Consider the following 19,824-nt stretch of genomic DNA (forward strand, 5'->3'; position numbering starts at 1 on the left):
AGTTTTGATATCTATTAACCAGATATATATTCTATAGTAGCATTAAAAGCAACATTATAAATTTTCCTTGATTTTACAGGACCAATTCCATAAGCTTTTTGTAAATCTTCTTCTTTAGCGCTTATAATATCTTCTAACGTTGTAAAACCGACATTTTTTAATGTGTCACATTGAAACCCTGTGATATCTAATTTATCTATAGGTTCTTTCAACAACGTTTCCAGAATTTTTTTTACATCCGCTTCAGATTTAGCAAATGTCAATTCATTTATATTTTCATATGATGGTGAATTTATACCATATTCGGTAAACAGTTTTATTGACAAATCCGAGATTATTTCCTTATATCTGTTAACCGGTGTACTCTTAGATTCTGAAGCTAATACAACTCCAAAATTTATTTGATATCTGTCAAAAACATCTGTCCTAACTTTCGTACCTTCAGTGTGAAGCGATATAATCCCTGAATATTCCAGTATCCTTATCGATTGTTTCACAACTGCAGGAGCATCTCTCTGGATTGTAAAAAAGATTGTTTGTTGATGCTTTTCTTCATTTAACCTTTTCTCATTTTTATTAATTGTTTCTGTTAAGACTTTATTCTCTACAAACCATCTTCCCCAGTCAATAAGTTTTTTATGGCCTATGTAGATATCACTTAATTTAGTATGCTCATTCCAAATATTCGTCCTATAGAAATTTTTAATTGTAGAGTTAACATTACTAGTTTTAAGGCTTTTTAAATCTTCACTTGCCATAAATAAACTTTTAAGTAATAATCTTGGATTTCCTGATGCTGCATAAATTAGAGCATTAAAATTATCACCATTTTTTTCAAATATTTTATAAGTGTTATCATCCACTTGATTTTTTACAATCTCTCTCATTTTTTCTAAGTAATCTGGACTAGTAATCTCTCTCTCTACCTTTTTTACCATAGCATCATGAAAAGCTTGAAATGTACCATACGATGTTATACCAGGATACACAGCAGCCTTGCAGCTAATAAAAGGGCACCTTAAATCCCTAAACATAGTGAAAAATTCTCTTTGTTGAATTGGAATAAAATTATGACATGCTTCATCAAAAAGTAATACTATCCTTTTAATATTACACGTTTCGCAGATATCTTCTATTAATGCTTTAAAATAATCAACATCTCTTATAATTCCGACTCGTCTTATATCAACTCCAAAAATTTCACTAACTTTTTCAGATATGTCAAAGTTTTTATTACCCCATGAATTTTCAAGAACGTATATAAAATCATCTAACTTCTGTAAAATATCATCTTCTTTGTCTATAAATCCAAAATAGTTGCCTAATATACCAGTTGAAGAGAGTAGTATCCCCTTTTTTTCCAATTTTCTTTTGAGAGCAAATAACACCTTTGAAAACATCCAATTTCTAAAGAAACCTATATCCTTATTTACATCAACAAATATTGCTTTACTAAAATTCACAAATACCGCTAGCTCTCTTGTGGAATTAAACGCTTCATCCATTTCTTTTTCAGCAACTCTTAAAAGCATTGTTTTACCTGTACCCCTGCTCCCTTCTAATAATAAAGGAGATTTACTTTTAATATAGTTTAAATTATCCCTATCCATTTTAGTTGCAACAAAAATATCAATTAGTTCCTGAGATCTGATATCCTCTGTTCGAAAAATAAATTCATCATCAAAAGTCATGCTCATAAAATCCCCCCTAGTTTGTAATCTGAAAGTATTTCCTTTAGACTTATTTTCTTATCATCTGCAAATGAATTTGCATACTCAGTAAATCTTATTGTATATAATATATTTAGTAACTTTACTATGTCTATAAACATCGATGCCCATGTTTCAATTTTTTCTTTTTGGTAAAGTATTTTCTGTTCTCCAATTGTATGCATATATTTATATTTTCCATGAACATATTCAGAACATTCCCTATAAACAGTTTTAAACTTCTCTATCAGTTCTGAAACTTCAATATCACCTAAAAATAATGAAAAGTATTTCTTGCTCAACAAACCATTATCAGGATCTTTTAAAGTTGACCATTTCATATCATAGTCATTTACCTTCCATAGTAGGTAGTCATAATTTCTATCAATAAAGTATGTAAAACTAACTCCTAATTCAAGAGCACTTCTTAAGCATATATACGCATTTCTATACATGCCTTGTCCAGCTATGTATAAAGAAGAAAGTAGGTCATAACAGACTTCTTTAAGAACTGCGTTTTGCTCAAATCCCTGTAATTTACTAGTCCACATATTTAACATTTCTAAATAATGTACCATTTCTGCATAAAGCTCTCCATGATTATCTATTGTTACCATAGTATTGTAAGTTAAAGTTTCTGCAGATTTTTCCATAACACCTTTAATATCTAATACATTCCCCATTAGTTACCACCTCACTAAATCAATTTGAATTTATTTATTATTTTACCCATTATACATTGATATTTCTACACTAAATCTAATACTGTCACACAGTATAAACTATATTGGGATTACATCGTTAATTAATTCATTAAATACATCTCTTCTTTAAAAGTTTATTTCAAGCATGCTATTAGCAATTTGAATTATTTTATCTTATACAATAATTATTAATCTTCATCGCTACAGAATGGAATACATTCATACCAGACAACTTCATTTCACTTTTCAATAAGATATAATTTCTCATCTCCTCAATTAAGCCCTCTACACCCACTTTCAAAATCACAATTCTGATTTAAACATTCTGTATACAAAGTGTTTCATATTAATTTCTTCTTCGCATTCTGTGACAATCATAATTTTCTACACCATTCGTTTAAAATCGCCTTATATAAATATATTTTTCATTGTCATTTCATCAAAGAAATATCTGATGAAATGACAATGAAATTACACTCTTTCTCACTGGATGATTGTTATCATAACAGTTTCATAAATCAATATTAATGTATAAATTTATTATCGTTAATATAAGGGTTATGAACTATAGCAACCCAAACGCCTATTGCCCAAAACAAACATTACCAAATATTTCATTCACATGAGATAGTATAAATAAAGCTGAATCATTAAATAAAGAACTAGTTCAATAAAAAATAGCAAATAATATATTGAAATTAAACTCACAAAATTGTCTGTATAAAAACAAAAATATTTCTTACAAACATTAATCCTATTATCATAACTCCGTCTAAACAGAAAAAAAGGAAGTTCCAAAGATATCTATTCTTTAATGCTTCCTCTTCAAACTACTATTATCTGTGAACGAAAATTGATAGAAAATCCTATCTCTATCCGCTATTTTTGAAAACAAAATCCATAAACACTCATCGTTCCAATCAATTGTATTATATCTTAATCCTTAATTCCGTTCTATAACAACCATTCTTCTGAAATATTGATGATCAACCTCCTTATATAGTCACAAATTATCCAAACAATTACTCTAGAATATCCTATAACAGATAAAGACAACTAAAGCAGTATTCAACAGTTACGAAAACATCAAACACCTTCTAAATATATTCTATACAAACATAAACACTCCAAAACCACCTTAAACAATACCGCAGAACTCCTAACAACCAACTCCAAAGGCAATTCCTTAAATTGGTCTTCTTTCCCTACCATCACATTCCCCTGCTCATAATCAATCCTAATTTGAACATCTTGAATAGAATAACTCCTAATAGAAGACGCCTCATCCAAATATAAGTGATCTAATTCGATCTTCACTTGTTTCGTAAATCGCCGCATCGTCTTCCAAAGAACCCGTTCTTCTTTTGACTTCATAAATAATTCAGGGAGCTCTTGCACTTCTTTTAATAGTGACATGCTTGTTAGAATATATGCCTGAATACCATATCCCACTGGACGAATAGGATGATCGAGCTTTTTCCATGGCCCTAGTTTAAAATAAACATAATTATTTGTTTCATCACTAAATAATGAATCCTCCCTGTTTATATGGATGTCTTTAATCCTGGCGACATATTGAATCCCACCGTTTTCTCCATACCACTTTTTTGGTACATATAAGGCTATGTATTTCGCTTCTTGCCAGCCTGTTTTTAAATGTGAGACAGGAATTCGATAGAAGCCTTCTTTCATATATTCTTCATAGTCTTTTTCTGTTTTCACACTACCAACTAATACCTTTTCATCTAAAGAGGATTGCCATTCTTCTTTTGTTCCTCTTGGAAGGATTCCTTCCCTTATAATCTCTTCTGGGCTCTTTTCAATAAGATGGTCGAGAAATTGTTCTACTAGTCTTGTTGCGTTTGGTAAGAATGGAAATCCACCGATGTTTACTTTTTCAATGCTTTTATAGAAAGGATGATACTCATATTCTTCCTCTTGATTCCATGGGAATAATACATAAGCTCCGTAGGCTGTTCGCTCAAATGGTCCACCTTGGTCTACTACTAATGCATCTCGATATCGGTGCATTGTGTTAATGTCCTCTTCCATTGGCCCCGGCGTTCCATACTGTCTTTTATAATGGGAGTCACTTTTGGCAAAGTCGATTCGGTATTTGGCGTCAAAAATGTATTGATATTGATAGTCCTTCCCTTTCTTCTCAATCGCAAGCATTGTATCCGGCTTTTGCGTGACCGTTGGCAATGCTTTGTTTCTTTTTTGAAAATAAAGTTCAATCATTTCATCTGTTTCTGGGTGCCTAAATACTCTTTTTGCCGTTTTACTTTCATCAAGTGTTACATATAATCCGTCTTGCCGAACTTTAATAATATCTTGATCCACTGTTTCATATTTTTTAGATAGAATTTGTCCAAGCTTTAAATACGTCCAATACTCATACAATCTCGCAACATCTTTAACAGACATTTTAAAAATCTGCCCTCTTAGTGTTAAACCTCTCGATAACATTAGAAAAATTTGATACGCCTCTCTATAACCAGCAGCCATTTGAATGACTAGAGAAAAGACAGAACGATCCAATTTTCCAATCCCATTCCAAAATGGATCATTCAATTCATTTTTCATTCGAGATCTCATTTTTCTTACGTTTTGAATCAGCTCATCGTCAATTGGTAAACTCTTAAATCCATTATCCTTTTCCAACGATTTAAGTAAATCATCTATTTTATGTACGACTCTCTGAATCATCCACTTAACAAATCGATTTTCCAATGTATCGTACGTTACTTCCTTATAAGCTGTAATGCCTTTTGATGGAACCATGTTTTCCCCTACTTCTTGAAACAAGTGAGGTCTTTTTCGTAAGTAATTCATCCCAACAGAATCAAGCCTACGAATCTTTTCCCCTTGTACAAGCTGATGTCGAGTAGTAAGTGTATGGTGCCGCTGCCTTTTAATATGAGAAATTGCACTCATAAATCTATGAAACGAGTCATTTAAAATTCGATAAAACTCACTTTTAGATGGATTAGTCGCATAGATTGTTGATGCTCTTAAGTAAGTTCTTTTCAATAAATGAAATGCCAAATTGTAAATTTCATCGTTCACTTCTTCCAATAAAGCTCGATAGTCATCTTTGTAATCGAGCTTTGATGGAAAAATCTCTAATGTGACTGTTAATAAAGTATTTTTATCATCTCTAATTTCAAATGTTGTATATCCTACTTCATTTGGAAATGAGAGATTTCCCATTAATAGTTTCAATGAACCCATTTGAGTAGAGCTGATTCCCTTTCGAAGAGATGGATGCTCATGGTGAAAAGACAACTCCTGATCATTTTTAGGAACAACAACGAGTTGATAACTTCTATTCTCGAAAAAGATAGGAGGGTGCTCGGTTAATTCACTAAGCTTTTGTAACCGAGCATCATATACCATGACAGAATCACTTGTTCCAGACACATGAAAATGCATCATTTCATCTGAAACAATTGATTGGTGTTTTTTTAAGCCCTCATATTTTTCATGATAGGTATTCCCTTTAATCGTCAATGACAAATCTTTTGTCTCAATCTTAACTAACTCTATATCACTGTTAGATCCAGAAAGAGGTGAAGCCATCATACTCGAACCTCCTTAACATATGAGACAGCTTTTTAGCAGAACGAGGATACTTCGCATAAGACATCACATCTTCATTATCAAACTCTTGATTTGTACATAGCGTATACAATTTCTTTAATGCTTCTTCTGTTCTCCCATCGCTTCCTGCAATACGCGGTAAGATCTTTTGATACAATTGATAGTCTAACGCCTCGTCAAACGATAACAGGTCACTTTTTTCGTTATAAGCCATGTAAAAACAAATTTCGTCACGTATCCGGTACCCAACTTGCGCTCCAATCAGTTCAAGAATCTCATTCATTTCAATTAAAATATGAGATACTTTCTTCACGAGATCTTTATTAAGCTGAAAACATTCTTTTAAATGAAGAAACTTGGCTGTTAAGGAACTATTGGAAACGCACTTTGCCTGTACTTCTTCTGCATCCATTAAAAACTCAAAGGAATCTAACTTCACTTGATTAAATTCAATTGTATTCGCACGATCCAGTACTTTTTTACTTAATGGATGTGTCGTTTCATCCATATTGATCGTTCCAACAACGTACACATTTGATGGAATCGTAATTCTCTCCCCAACAATTGATTCTGGAAGAACAGCCGATGTAACACATACTCCCTCTTCCCATCTACGGCTTTCAATGACACTTAGAAAATCACTGAAATAGTATTCTACGCGAGCTAAATTCATCTCATCGAGCACAACAAAATAAGGCTTGTCCGGATTCTCTGTTGCTTTTTTCAGAACTTGAATTAACGGCCTTTCCTGAAATTCACCTTGAATATTCACGTAACCAAGTAAGTCAGAACTATCGCTCCAGTCAGGGCGTACAGGAATAAGCGTGAACTGTCCATTTTCCTCAGTTGCACCTAAACCTTCAGCAAACCACTGAACAATTTTGGTTTTCCCTGTCCCTGAAATACCAGATAAAATAACAAAGGGTTTCGTCTTTAAGGAAAAGACAAAGTTAATAATATCTTGTTTATCGTAATAAAAACCTTTGCTTTTCATATAAGAAGAGACATGATCTACAATTTCCTTCTCGTTCAAATCTATTTCTTTTTTCTCGGAAACCATTGCAGGCTCAGCCCCTTTCTCTCTAAAAACAATATACCTCTCATAATAGCTAAGCATTTCTTTTAAATCTTCTACTAATTCTGTTTCACTTGGCATTTGATTAGCATCATATGAAATGTATGCCGCTGTTGAGTCTGCGTATCCTGTTCCTCTTTGGCCTGTTCCAAGGGATATATCATCATCTTTTTTCACTTTTTCAGACATATGTATTTGTTGGCGAATCTCAATTTTAGTATTCTCCATGTCTCCCTTAGAAGTGTCGGTTACACCTTGTCCTATTGTTAAATATAGTCGATTCATATCTTCGCTAAATAAGTAAACAACATAATACCCTCTTCTAGTCGATGTTGTAATGCCGCTATTCATAATCGCGAACCAAGGGACAGCTGCCCAATTCCCCTTTCCAACTGAACCTGTTACAGTATATTTACTACCATCTATAAAAGAAAGCTGCATAAACTCTTTTGGCATGTCCGCTCTAACAAATGAAGCTAAATCATGATTTTTTAAATCTTCTCTTTTTGCCTCCAAATACTCTCCCATAACTTTCAAAAAACCTTGACGTAATTTAGTATCCATAGTATTGCCCTCTTCACCATTCTCTTTTAAATATTGCTCAACTGGAACCCAGCTCTCGTTAATTAATCCTACCTTCTCAAGCCACATTAGCAAGTTATGAGTACGCTCCTTAGCTAATGATTCAAGCATTAAATTATCCCCTCGCGAATTTCGAACAATCGTCATTGCTAAATTCACTAAAGCTTCTTTCTTTTCAGGCTTTGAATAGCTACGTAAGAGATCAAGTATAAATAGAGCAATTTGAAAATATTCCTGTTTCAAAATCAAATTGCGAATAAAAGCATTCTTATTTTTTGATTCAATATATTCATTTAATAGAGTTATATTAATCTCATGAGCTTCATTCAAAAAGCCTAACAATCTCAGATCTTGGCGTCCTTTAGATTTAACTCTATATAAATTCCCAGTAGTTTGGTTACTTAATTCTTTGGGATCATATGCATTATCTATTACCTCTTCTAAAAAAGTAATCACTTTATGGTATTGCTCACATGGTAGATCATCTGTTTGAAATTCTTTAAGTGTAATAGATTTTGAGCCAGTTACATTCACAAAAGGAAGTTGTGAAAAGAAAGTCATCAAAAAAGCGTTATGTTCACTCACCTGCCCAAAATTTTCACCCGTTACTGCACGAACATTAATGAATTTTTGCCAAGCTTGCTGAAGAGCCTCAAAAGTTATCATAAAATATGGATGTGATCCTTCTCCCCTTTTGTACTTTTCACGTGAGAATTCTGTTTCAACATATAATCCTCTATCATCTATCTTTGTAATCCAATTCGATTTATTAGTATCTATCTGGTTAACCTGTTTTATTTTTTTTGCCCATTCAATAAGTAGTTTCTCTCGCATATACTTCCTCCGTAACAATAGTTCATATTATTCCATTTACATACAAGTATATAGCTCAAAATGTAAATATTAAACAAAAAAACTCCAACTTCACCCAGTCGGAGTCTCATACCTCTACCAAACAATTCTCTTCACAAATTTGCTACATACTTTTTCATATAAAATTGTCATAGGACAATTTTAAAATGTCGTATACATACTATTAGGAGGTGTATATATGATTAGCACATATCTCACACAAGAAATTATTACGATTCCTCTTAGAAAAATAAAACCACTATATATCCCACATATTACAAAAGTGTTCTATACAAGGATGGATAACGTGTTCTCTTATCTTAGTACCTTTGATTTACTCTTACCAGTTGAAAAGCATCCTCAGGACGATGAATATGTTCTAGTAGGAAAATATGATTTATATTATTTCATGATTAGTCATACTAATCTAGATGAAGCTCCCTGCATAATAGAAGAATTCACAGGAGATACTACACAATCCCTGAAAATATTAAGAAGACTGCATAATAAAGGAGATTCTAATAAAACTAGCAAACAAAATATTTTAAATAAACTTTCAAACCAAAATTTGTCTCTTTCACAACTTACAAAAATGACCGGATTTACAAAACAAGACTTAAAAGAGTATCACTACAACCCATCTGTTCCACAAAAATATATAAACAATCATTCAACAGAGGCCACTTTAAATTGGATTGCTAGTTTGAGGTTAGATGCAGCCGTAAAAGAATTTCTATACGAAAGAGCTGGGCTTCCCCAAAAACACCAAGACAGATTAACAGATACAAAGCGTAAGTTTTTACATCGCTTCTTTAGAAATACCAAACGATTTAATCAACTTTCCGCTCCTAAACAGATTAACGTATTAACTTACGCTATGAATTTCGAAAGAGTGGTAATAGAATGCCTTCAAAAAAAAATTGACAACTACTTAAATTGAAAGTCTCTTTATAACCGTTTCATACAATCTAGTTCTCTTTCATTTGTAATAACAGACAAACTTTCTATCTGGATCATTACATTTTTTAGGATACTGATGTAGAAAAAGAATTATCTGTACAAAAAAGACGTGCATCTCCACGTCTTAAATCATTCATTATTATTTGCGGAACGTATGACTGCTTCCACTTTATTAAGCCATTCATGCTCTCTATCTTGAGTAACAAGATTTAATAAATCTTTAAGTAGCTCTAATGATTTTTCTACTGGAACGCCTCTCTCTACATTAATGGAAATAAACTGTCGCAGTATCGGTTCAATGTCCTCATTAATAAGAGAATTCTCTACTGGAGATTCTTGTTTTTTCATGTGACTCCCTCCACTTATTATATAATATACCTTTTCCTTTAATAATTCATGAAAATACACAAAACCCTATCTAGTAAAGCCCCATTCTTTTTCCATACCTAAGGCACCAATTTATCTCCTCATATTCACGCACTAACTTCTAATAACTCTCGGACAAACCAACCCTACAAATACTCCCGCACAATCTGTTCCATAAAAGATGAAAAATCTGCTTCTTCATGTGTTAATTCTAGTAAACTTTCTTTATAGAATGCCTCATCTTCTGGAGTTGGGGTAGATTTGGCCCTCACAATGGTTTTCATTACTTTTTGGCTTATTCGTTCTCTTGCTCGAACAAGTTTGTCCCTGTTCAAATCGGCGTGTTTAATTGTGGTTTCTCCACGTTTTTGGTTTTGAATGGGGGTAATTTCTCCGGTTATAATATTAAATGTTACGTACTCTTTTGGGTCTTCTACTGCCGGATCAAGAATAGGGTATTCGTCATCCCACTGATTTCTTTTAGCCATATTGCACGTTTGACAACACCAGTGTAAATTATTCCATTCGTATGTTAAATGATGAAATTGAGGAAGCGCCTTTGGCTTCCGATGTTCGATATGTCCATAACTACCAATACCAAGACACCTTTCACAATAACAACATTTTCCGCTATACATCTTTTCTAAAGCTCCTTTGACATCTGGTTGATTATAGTTACTTTTCAAAGAGGATGATACCTTACTAAACTCTCCCGTTTGTTGAACGGCCGCTAGTAGGTCGGCCGTCCATTTACCACCATTTATTCTCAAACTATCTGGGATTACGCTACGATTTACTTTTTTCATTTCATCCCATCCCTGATACTTTCTCGTCCAATGCATCTAACTTTGCTAAAGTGACAGCAGGGTCATCCTCTGGCAAAATACGATATAGCTCCGCTGTCAGTTGCTTCAGAATCAATTTTTCACCTTCCGTTAGCTTTCTTTGTAGTTTTTGAGCGTATAATTTTTTTACTTCTTCAATCTTTTTTTGGACGGCAGGCACACGGTTCACAGTTCCCATGACATGTAATAAAATATCTTCAGTTTGCCAACCGTACGGACTATTTTGATTTTCATTCATAATGATTCCATTATCTTCATACAATTGAATGATTTCCCCTTGTTTACATGAAGATATTACAATTGGCGCATGTGTAGTTGCGATAAATTGTACTTTAGGGAACGTCCGCTTTAAATCTTCAACAATTTTCCATTGCCATTTTGGATGAAGGTGTAGGTCCAACTCATCAATTAGAACAACACCCGGCGTTTCTTTTACTGCCATCTCTTTAAGCTGCGGATTTAAAAGTGACATACGGAAAGCAAGATCAGCTACCATCCCAATTACACTTCTATATCCAGCACTCATTAAACGCAGTGGTATCGATTGCTCTCCTAATTGTACAATGACTTCTTCTTCCTCAAAGTCATACATCATACTTACAGTTTCATTATCTTTGACGAGCCCTCGCATAAATTCTTCAACTGCATGTAAAGTGGCATCTAACTCACCAATCTTTTTCCTCTTTTGAATTTGAATCATTGTCATTCTGCGTAACCAGTTTACAAACAACTTAATATTTGATTCTGCTTCTAAACAATCCGTATAACCAATGAATCTCGATAACTCCTGACGCTCAAATGGGTCTATCCACTTATTTTTCTTTTGGGAAAAGAGTCTCCCTGCACTCTGATACGAGATAATCGGCAATACGATATCATGATTTTTTTCTCTTGTAATTTGCTTTTGTACTTCTTCCGCATAAGAAATAATTTGCTTTGCATGTATACGGGTCGTCTTTCCTTTTAACGTTTCAATCGATCTTTTCCAATTAAAAGTTTTACCGTGAACAACACCTTGGCAAGTTACCGAACACGGTATTTGCTTCTCAGGAGTAACTGTTGCATCACCTACACGATCCCACTCTTTTCTAATTTCCTCAGCGTGTATATTCCTTGTGGCTACTCCGTCTAGTCCTGCTAAAAAACCACCTAATCCTACACTTAATGCTTCTAAAATAGAAGTTTTTCCAATCCCATTATCACCTATGATTAAAGTAAACTGTTCATTAAAATGAATTTTCTTATAGGGAATCCCCTTAAAATTTTCCATCTCCATTGCTTGAATTTTCATCTCTTCACTTCCTCTCATATGAAATTCTATAGAGAATGACTCATGAACCTCTTACGATTTCTATCGTCTAAAGAAAAGTACACGAATAGCTTATCATTTCAGTCTTTAATACTTATTATACAATCCTCTTTCGAAAACTTTAAACGTCCATACAAATAATAGTATCAAAATATATGTAGAGCAATTAAAGATCATTACGCTCTCTTAATCGGTATCAGCTTACTAACTGGCACACTCGCATCATGCATGACAGCAATTGATTTTGAAAAATGATTTAAATACTTTGGATCATGACTTTTCGGTGATACGATAATCATTTTCCTCTGCAATTCTTCTTCAAATAACGTAAATACTTTTTCTTTTCGATTATCATCAAGTGCGCTATCATACTCATCAAGAATAATATAACCTGGAGATGCTTCAATTGTTTTCAGTAGTGCGAGAGCAAAGAGTAGTGAAGATAGCGATTCTTCGCCACCAGATACACCACTTCCGACCTTACCACCTCGTCCTTTAGCACTTATATCTTCCATTTTGCCACGGTGCCCTTTTTTGCGTGCTTTTATATAGAGGTAATAGCGCATTTCACCGTGTTTATTCGGTTCCATATGCCATTCCACTTTTCCTTCAAAATGGAATTGTTCCATATAATGCTCAAAATTTTTATGGATGTTATACACATTCATTTGAATGGTTGTTTCCAAGCGCTCTGTGAATACTTCCATATTTTCACGGATTTCGGACAAGATTTGCTCAGAATTATGAAGTTCATCATTACTTCTTTCATATTCTACTTTCATTTTTTCGTAGTTTTCTGGTGCTAATGGATTGACGTCCTCTTGCAAGGCGTAATCTAGCTTCGCTTTTCCTTCCTCACGCTTTGAAATAGCTGTTATTTCAGACCAAGTTTCTCCATCTATTTTCTCTTCTAACTTCTCTAATAGATCTCCATACGTGTCACGTACATCTCGCTGTTGCCTTTGTGCTGTAATAAGATTTTCCTCACTTGTTATAAAGCTATCATATGCTTGTTTATGCTTCTTTTCTAACTGCTGCATATATTCACGCAGTCCCTCTAACTCTAATTTTTCATTTCTTCCCTTTCTCTTTAGCTTTTCACATTGATTTTCTAATTCATTACATGTATCTCCTAATTCATCTTTTTGTGATTCCAATACTTTTATTTTTTGAGATACTTCGCGCTGGAGCGCTTCAAGTTGTTGCATTCGCGCAATCTTTTCTTGTTCCTTCTCAAGCTCTCGGTAAACGAGTGCAAATTCGTGTAGTTTTTCAAGGCGTTGTTTCACCATTTCAATTCGTGTATGAAGTTCTTGATCTATCTTCCGTAGAGAAGATAACGATTCTTCTAGGTTTTCCTTTTCTTTTTGTTTTCGCTCTAACATCTCGATGCGAAAAGCGCGGTCTCCTGCTTTTTGAAGAACTGCTTCTGCTTCTCTCACTTTATAAGCAATATCACGAAGCTTCTTCTCCTTCTCAGTTAACTCTGCAATACTTTCATTACAATGCACAAGTAAGTTCTCATGCTTTTCAATCCATTCTGCTGTTTCTTGCAAACGATGTGCAATGGCTTTTTCACTTAAAATATATTCTCCCTTTTCTTGTGCGCCGCGTAATCCTCGTTCATCACGAAGTGCATTTCGCTGAATACATGGATACTCATCAGTAAAAAATTGCTTTACCCACCATAATGCCTTTAGCGCAACTGGTACTAGCCGATCATCAATACGATCTTTTATTTTCAATTTGTATTGTGGCATTGAGACTACACTTTCTGTTGGGATAATTAGCGGGAGTGAAACATAATACAAATCGTTTGGTGGAATAAATTGTTTCGCTTCTACAAAAATTGTATATTTAATTGTATTTAAAATATTCTCTACCTGGATTTCAGCATCACCTTCAAGTTCAATTAAATCTCGAAGGGGGTAAGCTTTTACACCCTTCCTCTTAAAGTATCGTAACCCCTCTTCTTGACGTGGACTTACGTAACGATTTGATTTAAGCTGCTTTTGTTCATCACGCTTTTTCTCAAGTTCTGTTATAAGTAATGCCGCCTCGTCTTTTTTTTGACGAAGTAATTGTTCTGTTTCCATTTGCTGCTGTTCAATAGAAAAACTCGAGCTATATTGCTCTATGTAACTTTTCGCATATTTTACTGCTTCTTTATCTGCCTGTACTTGAATCTTTAAACTTTCTACACTTGCGACAAGTTGATGCTGATTATGTTCTGCACCACTGATTTCTCCACTTACTCGTGCTTTTTCTTGCACTGATTTTTTCATATATTGTTCTTTTTCTACTGTTTCTTCATATACTTCTTTTTCACTTGGAATGCTGTTCACTCGTTCGGTTATTTCTTTTATTTCTTCTGCAATGTTCGCATATTCTCTTTGATACTCTTTCTTTTCTTCCTTACACTTCCCTAGTTCATCCTCTGTTCTCTCAAGTTCCTTCTCAGCATCAAGAAGCCCATCTTTTCTCTCGGCTAATTCCGCCTCCAGCAAAGAGATATCACTTTCTTTACGCAGCGATTCTTCCCGCTTGTCTTCCAGCCTCTCTTTTGTTTCTTCGAGTTCTTCCTGATAGTGTAAACGTTCAGAGTTGTAGTAGTTTTCCAGTACATCAAGTGCTGTTTTATATTGAATTAGCCCACCTTTCAAACGAAGTTGCTGGCCTTCATACCGGTCCTTTTCCTGTTTCCATATATCAAGATCAAACTTATACTGTCTCCGATTATTCTTCGCCACCTGCATCGCAGATTCAGCTTCGCGCTCACTATCTTTAATTGCTTCTAACGATTTTTGCAACTTATCGATACCTGTCATCTCACTAAAAATACGAAACCGTTCCTCTGGCTTCATAACCGCAAATTGATTTACATCTTGCTGATACCAAATTAAATAAAATGCATCTGGATCAATTTTGTATTTTTGCAATAATAACCTTTTATATTCTCGAAAATTAAAGTGCTTGTCCGTGGATGAAAAGCGAGTTTCATGATCCCATTCATCTACGGCATCACCTTCTGCAATATAATATGCTTTCTTAATTGGTTGTCCCGGCAATTGTTCAAGGGCAATCCTAAATTTCACAAAGCGTGCAGCATCAATAAAACCGTTATTTTCATAAATAAGTTCAATTTGTGAGCGCCATACTTGATGATCCGGTAAATTTTTTGAACGAAGCCCCTCAATATTCACTTTACTAGAGGCCATCACCGCACCCCAACAAAAGGTAAGTGTTGATTTTCCAGCACCGTTTGCCCCTGCAATTAAGATGTGCTCCTGACTACCAGATAGATCAATCTTTGTCGGTTTATAATCACGTATACCAGTGAAAGAGATACGATATGGAATCATAATTCTTCTCCTCCTACGTTATAACGTTTGAAAAACTTTAGCACATCATCCATATGGAGTTGTTGCGACTGACTAAACTCTGCTGCCCGGTGTAAAAATGCATTCGAAAACATTCTACTTCCAATCGCTGTAAGCGCATAAGCTTCTTCTTTTGATGAAGATTCATACTTTGTAATGGCTCCGATTTTCAGTAATGGCTCTAAATTGGCTTGTACCTTTCGGCGTGCTTGCAACGTTTCATGCCCTAGCGCTGTTAATAATTGATTAAATAACGTAAATTCATTTTGCAAAACCTCTTGATGATAAAAAATAAACATAAGCATACCAAGACTTTCTGAAGATAAAACAGAACGCGCCTGCCTTGCTGGGACACGCATTAACACAACCACTTGATCACGTCGTTCATCATATATACACTGAAAATAGCCAGTTAATGCACCGTTTACACGCTTTAAAAACGATTGGAACCCTTCGACATCATCATTTTTCAGACCGAGCATACGCATGACTTCCTTGCGCGGTTGTCCAAAATTGTCCACTCGAACGCGTGCTGAAGAAGAAAATAATAGCTGCATAAAAGTATATTCTTCATCGCGTGATAAGACGTGCCGCAGTTCACTCAGTTTCGTTAGTGGGCTAATTGCTGCTTTTGTTTCGAACTCGTTTTCTCCTATCATCTTCATTCACCCATTCCCATTCCTTTTGTATATTTCGTTCTTTCACATTTTGATTATCAAGTATTTCCGCTTTATTATTTGCAGTTAATGCCGATAGTGCAATTAATGCATTGACAGCATCTCCCCACATATCCGATCCTGCTTCTAGCACAAGTTCTTCCATATCTGCCTCTTCTTTTTCAATCAGAAATGATTCAAGACGCTCTGTATGAATTTGTTCCTTTGTCATACTCCATTGTTGCTCTTCAAGTAGTCTTGCAACCTCTTCTTTCGATAACGCTTCTACATCTTCATATTCTTCTTCCGGTACTTCCTCAATTTCATCTGTATATGGTTGATAATTTTCTAGAAAATCAATTCCACCAGCTATCGCGTCTGGTGATAATGGCGAGGCAAATTTCACCGGTATCCACAATCCATCAAGGCGTTCACCAACGCGCCTATCTTGTTCCATAAAACTTAATATTTCATGAGCATCCGGCTGCTCTATATCTTGCTTTGTAAAACAATTTTCAATAAAACGACGAAGCAAATCGTGTTGAATACGAACACCAACTGATGAATCCTGAATATGAGTGAAATTTAATATTTTTCGAATCGTCCCTAAGCTTACTTGTGATCCTTCAAAAATGACACTTGTTCCCCGTTTCATAATTGGCTCAAGCGTAAGACTTTCTTCAAACGTTTGAAACTTTTGGAACCGTTCTTCAAAACGACTATTTAATTCAGTCATTAAACTATGAATAATTTGCACCTGCGGCAACGCATATCGATCTGCCAAATATTCAAGTTCTCTTTCTTTTAACTTTTCAACCGCTTCTTCAACATTTTTAATCATACTCGCTAACTTATTCCCACCAGATATCCCTTTGTCATCATACGCTTCACTTAAATCTGCATCGCGATTCGCTTGATGCAATGAACGCGTTACATCATCTTGCATATAATAAGCCAACGAATCATTCGCAAGCCGAATTAATACATCAATCATACGCTTTCCAACATCCATCATCGTAATCTTGCTTTTTCCTTTTGCAATCCAACCATACTTATCTAAAACATTAATAAAGTGATCTAAATTAATATCTGGATCATCACCATACATATTACGATAACGAAACTTTAACGTACGTACATCCTCAATAGACGATGTCAAACCTAAAGCTTCTTCATTCAAAATATGTAATAGCTGTAGAAATTGGTAAGTTTTTAATGGATCATTAAAATACTCATTTTGTCCGAGCTCAGAAATAACACCTGATAATTTATTCAAATCTTTCATCGCATTTCTTAATGAAATATGCGATGTATCTGTTTGCAAAATCGAAATTACTGACTGATCCATTCCTTCCAAATATCCACACCTCCTAAACTTTCTTCTTGTTCACTTTCCCTTAAACAACTTGATTCTTCAAATTCCTGCTTACTTAATATTTTTCCATCTGAAGAAACCCAGCGCGTTCGACATTCATATGGTGCAACTAGTTCAAATAATGTATCACTAATGATTTTTCCTGCACTGTCATAGTCTGTCCAAATCATAATCTTTGTGATAGATTCCGAATGTGCCAGTACGCTTTGAACAAATTTTTTATGCCCACTACGCAATTGACCATCTACACCTACTATAAGGCTACCCGAACTTACTAAAAATTCACTCTCTGCCGCCATCCTCGTTAGTACAGCTCTATTTTCAACAAGCCATAAAACTTTCGCATTCGTTTTATACTCATGGCGAAATACAAGTAAATCCGTTAATGATCTCACTGTGTCGCATTCATAATGCGTATTTCCTTCATATAAATCTCCGCAAAAGAATATTGGTGTAACCGTACCTAGACTAACTAATCCTAAACAATGCGGTGGTGCATCTAACACTTCCTCCAACTTACCGAGAAATTCTTTTTTATATGGATCAAACTTTTTGGAACCACTAATCACCCGATAATGCGCTGCACCAACCTCTTTCCAATCAAAAGCCCGTTTCTCACAACTAATTTTATATATAGCAAGTAGAAACTCTAAAAATAAAAATACCTTATGAAAGGACCAACGTTTCTCATCCATAACTGGTAGTCCATTCTCTATATTCCCTTCGATAGCATGTAAAAGATTCCACAATCTTTCTGTATATTCATTTGTATAATCAGGAGCGGATTTCTTTTCTTGAATCCATCGGCCTAAAGCCTCCTCCTCCTTTGTCCTCTCTATCTCTTTGTTCTTTTCCATATACGTAAACAAACCATATCCCATACGATACAAAGTGGATTCAACCGTTTTTCCATCCTTTTTAAATCGAACCTCTTTTATTAAAATCCCACGCTCTATACAATCTGTAACCTCATGTACAGTTAACCACTTTAAAACTTCACTTTCTTTTTTCTTTACATTAGGTGAATAAAATATTTTAGTTACATCCGCAGAAGCTTCTAAAACTTCTACTTCACTGAGGAAAATTTCTGCAGTTGCTACAACCTTGCGAGGAGTCTGCTTTATAACGGGGAGAATCGTGACATTATGCTCTTTACGTACATATAAACGATCAATCTTTTCAGCACTTTTCATTATGTATGATTGCACAAATTGTAATACATCCATACTTCCACTTCCTTATTTATATTCTTTCTTTATTGTAGCATAGGTTTAAAATAGATATTTTTCTCTATTGAATTGATTTATCTAAGGCAAACAAAAAGAGACCACTTTAACCAGTAGTCCCTCTCCACGTCTGTATCCTTTGTAAAATTCGAATCTATTTTTGAAAAACTATTACCCACCTTTCAATATATAATCACTCTATTTTTTTCAATAACTTAGCTACATACATTTCATGAGAAGTATTACGAAAAAAAGAAAAAAACAAATCATCTAGCTCTTCTGCTAACTCCTCATTTATCTCTTCACCGTCCTCATCATATAATTCGAAGTTCTCATACTTCCATTCATTATACTTTTCTTCAACTAAATCTCTAAAACTGATCCAATGTTTTCCGAGGTTTGATGTGTAAGTAGCAGTCCAACTATTAATATGAATTGTATCTAACAGTTGATCCAATTTAGATTCAAAAAGCATGGAGGCATCATTTTCCCCCAACGTTTTTTCAATCTCTTTTAGATCCTCTTTTGTCATTTTTCTGACCTCTCCAGAATAATCATAGCTTACTCTACCATTGTATGGGTTAATAAATGGTTCTTTCGTAGCTTCCCATTTAAAAGCAACATGCTCCTCTATAACATCCATAATCATATGCGAAAGAAGCAAATCTATTTCTTTTCCTTCCATTCCAATCATCCTCTTTCATTTTTCAGAATTTTGAACATCGTACTTCAGTTTCTTACTTATGATTGGGATTCAATCGACATGTGGAAGTCTTGGTGAAGTAGCTGTAATGGTTTATTTCTGCGGAATAAGCGTACAATTTATGACCATGCTGATCCAATTTTAATAAACTGTATATTTTCTCTTGCAGCAAGATTTTCTTCTTTATCTTCTTTCTAAATTGTACTACAAAATAGCAAAAAAGAACATACATTCGCGTAATCATCATAATCAATAAAACGATATCAACCATTCCTTCAAATATATCGGCGATTTTCCAAATATATCGACCAAGCGACAAATTTTGCGACTCTAACCACAAAAAAGAGCTATTTCAAACCCAAATAGCTCCTTCACTTATTCAATTACCCGCAACTCATCTATCTCTCCAAACATATCAACCAAGCAACAAATTTCGCCAACCTGCTCCACTTATTTATTTCAGAAAAGTTTTAAAAATA

At 34.5% G+C, this 19,824-nt stretch carries 13 protein-coding genes; 1 reads left to right on the forward strand and 12 read right to left on the reverse strand.

The window, feature by feature from the left end:
* Positions 1–14: 14 nt before the first annotated feature.
* From CN373_RS25550 to CN373_RS10835, 4 genes are all read right to left on the reverse strand, one after another.
* Positions 15–1,697, reverse strand: a complete 1,683-nt coding sequence (locus CN373_RS25550; RefSeq protein ID WP_098359297.1) for a hypothetical protein — start codon at positions 1,695–1,697, stop codon at positions 15–17.
* Entirely contained in the window at positions 1,694–2,392 is a 699-nt protein-coding gene (locus tag CN373_RS10825; RefSeq protein WP_098359298.1) for a hypothetical protein, read from the reverse strand. Before CN373_RS10825 ends, CN373_RS25550 begins: the two co-directional genes overlap by 4 nt.
* A gap of 1,107 nt (positions 2,393–3,499) precedes the next feature.
* Positions 3,500–5,995, reverse strand: a complete 2,496-nt coding sequence (locus tag CN373_RS10830; RefSeq protein ID WP_113745328.1) for a restriction endonuclease-like protein — start codon at positions 5,993–5,995, stop codon at positions 3,500–3,502.
* Positions 5,970–8,507 (reverse strand): MrcB family domain-containing protein, encoded by a 2,538-nt coding sequence (locus CN373_RS10835; protein ID WP_098359300.1) that lies wholly within the window; start codon positions 8,505–8,507, stop codon positions 5,970–5,972. The genes CN373_RS10830 and CN373_RS10835 overlap by 26 nt, the downstream gene beginning before the upstream one ends.
* A gap of 217 nt (positions 8,508–8,724) precedes the next feature.
* Between CN373_RS10835 and CN373_RS10840 the strand changes: the two genes are divergently transcribed.
* A complete protein-coding gene (locus CN373_RS10840; RefSeq protein WP_098359301.1) occupies positions 8,725–9,465 on the forward strand; it encodes a hypothetical protein in 741 nt (246 codons plus the stop codon).
* Positions 9,466–9,614: 149 nt separating this feature from the next.
* Here CN373_RS10840 and CN373_RS10845 read toward each other — a convergent pair whose 3' ends face one another.
* The 8 genes from CN373_RS10845 to CN373_RS10880 all read right to left on the reverse strand — a co-directional run bounded on the left by CN373_RS10845 (position 9,615) and on the right by CN373_RS10880 (position 19,327).
* Positions 9,615–9,833, reverse strand: a complete 219-nt coding sequence (locus tag CN373_RS10845) for a hypothetical protein (RefSeq protein WP_098359302.1) — start codon at positions 9,831–9,833, stop codon at positions 9,615–9,617.
* 164 nt (positions 9,834–9,997) lie between these two features.
* On the reverse strand, positions 9,998–10,657 hold the full coding sequence (locus CN373_RS10850) for a retron system putative HNH endonuclease (protein WP_165771891.1): 660 nt from the start codon (positions 10,655–10,657) through the stop codon (positions 9,998–10,000).
* A 1-nt stretch (position 10,658) separates the two neighbouring features.
* Positions 10,659–11,987 (reverse strand): AAA family ATPase, encoded by a 1,329-nt coding sequence (locus CN373_RS10855; RefSeq protein WP_165771892.1) that lies wholly within the window; start codon positions 11,985–11,987, stop codon positions 10,659–10,661.
* A 194-nt stretch (positions 11,988–12,181) separates the two neighbouring features.
* Entirely contained in the window at positions 12,182–15,367 is a 3,186-nt protein-coding gene (locus CN373_RS10860) for a hypothetical protein (protein ID WP_098359305.1), read from the reverse strand.
* A complete protein-coding gene (locus CN373_RS10865) occupies positions 15,364–16,044 on the reverse strand; it encodes a hypothetical protein (protein ID WP_098359306.1) in 681 nt (226 codons plus the stop codon). Before CN373_RS10865 ends, CN373_RS10860 begins: the two co-directional genes overlap by 4 nt.
* Complete coding sequence (locus CN373_RS10870; RefSeq protein ID WP_098359307.1) at positions 16,004–17,398, reverse strand: hypothetical protein; 1,395 nt, start codon at positions 17,396–17,398, stop codon at positions 16,004–16,006. The genes CN373_RS10865 and CN373_RS10870 overlap by 41 nt, the downstream gene beginning before the upstream one ends.
* Positions 17,374–18,642 (reverse strand): histidine kinase, encoded by a 1,269-nt coding sequence (locus CN373_RS10875; RefSeq protein WP_098359308.1) that lies wholly within the window; start codon positions 18,640–18,642, stop codon positions 17,374–17,376. Before CN373_RS10875 ends, CN373_RS10870 begins: the two co-directional genes overlap by 25 nt.
* Before the next feature lie 193 nt (positions 18,643–18,835).
* The gene (locus CN373_RS10880) at positions 18,836–19,327 is read right to left on the reverse strand and encodes a hypothetical protein (protein ID WP_165771893.1); all 492 of its coding nucleotides are present in this window, start codon (positions 19,325–19,327) and stop codon (positions 18,836–18,838) included.
* Positions 19,328–19,824: the final 497 nt, after the last annotated feature.

Source organism: Bacillus cereus (assembly GCF_002561295.1).
Classification (GTDB): Bacteria; Bacillota; Bacilli; order Bacillales; family Bacillaceae_G; genus Bacillus_A; species Bacillus_A cereus_S.

Excerpts from the sequence above, each read along its gene's own strand:
- CN373_RS25550 (WP_098359297.1), bottom strand. The coding sequence starts at position 1,697 with ATGAGCATGACTTTTGATGATGAATTTATTTTTCGAACAGAGGATATC.
- CN373_RS10825 (WP_098359298.1), bottom strand. The coding sequence starts at position 2,392 with ATGGGGAATGTATTAGATATTAAAGGTGTTATGGAAAAATCTGCAGAA.
- CN373_RS10830 (WP_113745328.1), bottom strand. The coding sequence starts at position 5,995 with ATGGCTTCACCTCTTTCTGGATCTAACAGTGATATAGAGTTAGTTAAG.
- CN373_RS10835 (WP_098359300.1), bottom strand. The coding sequence starts at position 8,507 with ATGCGAGAGAAACTACTTATTGAATGGGCAAAAAAAATAAAACAGGTT.
- CN373_RS10840 (WP_098359301.1), top strand. The coding sequence starts at position 8,725 with ATGATTAGCACATATCTCACACAAGAAATTATTACGATTCCTCTTAGA.
- CN373_RS10845 (WP_098359302.1), bottom strand. The coding sequence starts at position 9,833 with ATGAAAAAACAAGAATCTCCAGTAGAGAATTCTCTTATTAATGAGGAC.
- CN373_RS10850 (WP_165771891.1), bottom strand. The coding sequence starts at position 10,657 with ATGAAAAAAGTAAATCGTAGCGTAATCCCAGATAGTTTGAGAATAAAT.
- CN373_RS10855 (WP_165771892.1), bottom strand. The coding sequence starts at position 11,987 with ATGAAAATTCAAGCAATGGAGATGGAAAATTTTAAGGGGATTCCCTAT.
- CN373_RS10860 (WP_098359305.1), bottom strand. The coding sequence starts at position 15,367 with ATGATTCCATATCGTATCTCTTTCACTGGTATACGTGATTATAAACCG.
- CN373_RS10865 (WP_098359306.1), bottom strand. The coding sequence starts at position 16,044 with ATGATAGGAGAAAACGAGTTCGAAACAAAAGCAGCAATTAGCCCACTA.
- CN373_RS10875 (WP_098359308.1), bottom strand. The coding sequence starts at position 18,642 with ATGGATGTATTACAATTTGTGCAATCATACATAATGAAAAGTGCTGAA.
- CN373_RS10880 (WP_165771893.1), bottom strand. The coding sequence starts at position 19,327 with ATGGAAGGAAAAGAAATAGATTTGCTTCTTTCGCATATGATTATGGAT.